This is a genomic window from Mesorhizobium sp. M4B.F.Ca.ET.089.01.1.1, from assembly GCF_004022605.1.
GTDB classification, from domain to species: Bacteria; Pseudomonadota; Alphaproteobacteria; order Rhizobiales; family Rhizobiaceae; genus Mesorhizobium; species Mesorhizobium abyssinicae.
Genome location: NZ_RZOS01000601.1, coordinates 1 through 2819 on the forward strand (window position 1 = coordinate 1; position 2819 = coordinate 2819).

Genomic DNA, 2819 nt, shown 5'->3' on the forward strand with positions numbered 1-2819 from the left:
CCTTGGCCGTCCATATCGTCGCCGCGGGCCTGATCATATTCGGATCGTCGAGCGTGCCGGCGCGCACGAAAATCAGATGCGGGCGCGACTCCGCCTCGCTGAAGAGATGCACGCCGCAGGCCGGGCAAAAGCGCCGGTGCATCCTGTTGCCGCTGTCGGCCACGCTCTCATAGTCGCCCGTCTCGCCGGCGATCTTGATCCGCGCGGTCAGGAAGCAGACGCTCACCGCCGCGTTGCCGGCCGCGATATACTGGCAGAAGCGGCACCAGCACAGGCGCGTGGTGATCGGCTCCGCGCTGCTTTCGTAGCGGACTGCGCCGCACAGGCATCCTCCGGTGATCATAGGATCCTCGTCAGCTCCGTCAACCGCTGCCGCGTTCTTCCGGGATCATCATGGCGCGGAGCGACATGTCTGGCCAGTCGGAAAACTTGGCATCTGTTCGTTCATCCTCGCTTCAGGCTGACTTTGCCAAGGTGTCGGCAAGATCAACGCGCCCGTCAGAAGGACGGGCCGAAGGAGAAAGACATGCTGACCCGACGTACATTTGCCGTTGCCATGATTGCGGCACTTGCCATGCCGAGCCTTGCATTTGCGCAGGCCACCACGCCTTCCGCCGCGACGATCGAGCGCCAGCTCGAGGCAGCGCCCAGGGTGAAGCTGCGCCCCAATCAGCGCGTCACCATCCGCGAATTCAAGCGCCGGCCGGACCTCAGGCGCATGGCGCGCTCGATCGACATCCAGTCGATCAACTTCGCCTTCGGCTCGGCTGCGATCTCGGAGTCGCAATACGGCAAGATCGAAAACATCGCCGATGCACTGCACCGCATCCTGCGGCGCGATCGCGGCGCCCGCATACTGATCGAGGGCCATACCGATGCGGTCGGCTCCTTCCAGTCGAACCAGATCCTCTCGGAGCAGCGCGCCGCCTCGTTGAAGCGGACGCTGGTGCGCGAGTTCGGCGTGCCCGGCCATGCGCTCGAAACCGTCGGCTATGGCGAGGAGTTCCTGCTGGTGCCGACACAGCAGGAGAACTGGCGCAACCGCAGGGTGACCTTGCGCCGCTTCGACGACTTCATCCGATAGCGCCCCGCGTCAGGCCTTCGCCTGGATCGCCGTTCAAAAAGAGCCCGGCCTGAATGAGCCGGGCTCTTTCCCTATCGCTTGATGTTCAGGGCCAACGAGGATCGCGCAAGAGGATCCGACGATGGCGATACGTGCGATAGTGGCCGGCGCGACCGGCTGGGTCGGCAAGGCGCTGGTGCGCGGGCTCGACGCGCTCATCGACTGACGCTGCTTGGCAGGAATCGGGTGGGAAGCGTGCCGGGGACCGCGTAATTTCCGGTCAGCGATAGCGGAGACATGCCCTGACCATCCCGTTCAAAGCGCTGCCGACCGACAATGTGAGAGCCCTGCAGCGCGGCGGGGCGGACGCGTACGGCCATAGGCCGGAGCGCCAGGTCTCCGATGGCGACGGCGTGCCTTGCCGCCACTGCCTGAAGAACGTCGCCGCGGGCGATGCCTATCTCGTTTTGGCCTACAGGCCGTTTCCCGAGCTGCAGCCCTATGCCGAGACCGGGCCGATCTTCCTGCATGCGCAGGAATGCGAACGCGCGCCGGAGGACGCGGCGCTTCCCGAAATGCTCGAGAGCAGCGACTACATCGTGCGTGGCTATGGCCGCAACGACCGCATCGTCTATGGCAGCGGCGGGGTCATAGCGACGCCGGACATCGCAGCTCGCGCCGAAACGCTGCTCGAGCGCGACGACATCGCCTACATCCATGTCCGCTCGGCGCGCAACAATTGCTACCAGTGCCGCATCGAACGCGCCTGACGCGTTCCAAAAAATATGCCCGCCGATAGGCTGGCGGGCAGTTGGGGAAAAAGCCTGCGACAGAAGAGAAAGCCGCCTGCAGGCCGATGCGACTAGGCATGGTTTTCGAATGCCGAATGTGAAGTGCTTCACAAAGGCACCACGGATCTGCGTGAGTGTCGGGCAAGACTGTCGTATAGCCGTCGCAATTACTTGCTAAAAGGCAAGTGTTGATCGATTGCCGACCGCGGATGGACCGGCGGCACGTCTCAACATCGAGGAAGCGGGGCTTTGGCTCCGCTTTTTTGTTGGCTAAATTGTTCCGCGCAAAGAAAAACCCGCCGGACGGAGCCGGCGGGCGACAGGAGGAACTCCATTCGTGTGCCTGTCAGGCGGCGAGGACCGCCTTCGGCTCGACGAGCTCGTAGCCGAGCGCTTCGGCGACCGCGCGGTTGGTGATCTTGCCCTTGTGGACGTTGAGGCCGTTGCGCAGATGGTGGTCGTCGACAAGCGCCTTGAGGCCCTTGTCGGCAAGCTGCAGGCCGTAATGCAGCGTCGCATTGTTGAGGGCATGCGCCGAGGTGACCGGCACCGCGCCCGGCATGTTGGCGACGCAATAGTGGATGACGCCGTCGACCTCGTAGGTCGGCTCGGCATGGGTGGTGGCGTGCGAGGTCTCGAAGCAGCCGCCCTGGTCGATGGCGACGTCGACTAGCACGGAACCCTTCTTCATGCCGGACAGCATTTCGCGCGTCACCAGCTTCGGCGCCGCGGCGCCCGGGATCAGCACGGCGCCGACGACGATGTCTGCCGAGAAGCACTCTTCCTCCAGCGCCTCGACGGTCGAGTAGCGGGTGTGGACGCGGCCGCCGAAAATGTCGTCGAGCTGGCGCAGCCGTGGGATCGAGCGGTCGATGATGGTGACATCGGCGCCAAGTCCGACATGATCGTCAAGGTCAAGGAACCGCAGCCCAACGAATGGGTGCAGCTGCGCGACGGCCAGATCC

General features: G+C 64.3%; 3 protein-coding genes and 1 pseudogene. 2 read left to right on the forward strand and 2 right to left on the reverse strand.

Translation table 11 applies throughout. The features are described from left to right. Positions 1 to 343, reverse strand: a 343-nt coding sequence (locus EN780_RS31350) for a GFA family protein (protein WP_133372797.1), incomplete at its 3' end; no start/stop codon positions are given. Positions 344 to 526: 183 nt separating this feature from the next. Here EN780_RS31350 and EN780_RS31355 point away from each other — a divergent pair. Together EN780_RS31355 and EN780_RS31360 are read left to right on the forward strand one after the other, a co-directional pair. Then, a complete protein-coding gene (locus EN780_RS31355; protein ID WP_128276212.1) occupies positions 527 to 1084 on the forward strand; it encodes an OmpA family protein in 558 nt (185 codons plus the stop codon). Positions 1085 to 1365: 281 nt separating this feature from the next. Next, complete coding sequence (locus tag EN780_RS31360) at positions 1366 to 1833, forward strand: DUF1203 domain-containing protein (RefSeq protein WP_128276213.1); 468 nt, start codon at positions 1366 to 1368, stop codon at positions 1831 to 1833. Positions 1834 to 2200: 367 nt separating this feature from the next. Here EN780_RS31360 and EN780_RS31365 read toward each other — a convergent pair. After that, a pseudogene (locus EN780_RS31365) lies at positions 2201 to 2819 on the reverse strand (hypothetical protein); the annotation flags it as partial.